This is a genomic window from Sphingobacterium sp. UBA7625, from assembly GCF_002484085.1.
Classification (GTDB): Bacteria; Bacteroidota; Bacteroidia; order Sphingobacteriales; family Sphingobacteriaceae; genus Sphingobacterium; species Sphingobacterium athyrii.
In genome coordinates, this window is record NZ_DLJD01000055.1 from 175,308 (window position 1) to 175,666 (window position 359).

Here is a 359-nt window from a genome sequence, read left to right on the forward strand (position 1 = left end):
CTTTTTCCAAACTCGATTTACTTAGATTCTCTATAGAAGAGAACTTGATGCGACCTACACTTCACCAAATCTCCTATTTTTTTCTTTCCATTCAACATAGTTCGCTTTTAGACAGTGCCCACAAGGACGATATTGATGCTGTAGCGCTTCTTGCTCAGTGGCAAAAAAGACCCTGTTCTCCCGCTTCATCCTTTTTCCCGAAATACAACAAAGCAATCCATAAATTTTTAGTTTTTCATTGCCTCCTAAGCGAATTTCTCCCGTTCGAATCTTGGCGTGCAATGAAGCATCTGATATATTTTTATGCCATTCCATTGTGCGGGTTTTATCTCTCGGCGTCGTGAAAAATAATACCCAAC

The 359-nt window shown here is 39.8% G+C and carries 1 protein-coding gene; it reads right to left on the reverse strand.

All coding sequences use genetic code 11. The features are described from left to right. Window positions 1–54: 54 nt before the first annotated feature. The coding region (locus tag B4G94_RS23565) for an Ada metal-binding domain-containing protein (protein ID WP_349681870.1) at window positions 55–359 on the reverse strand (305 nt) is incomplete at its 5' end.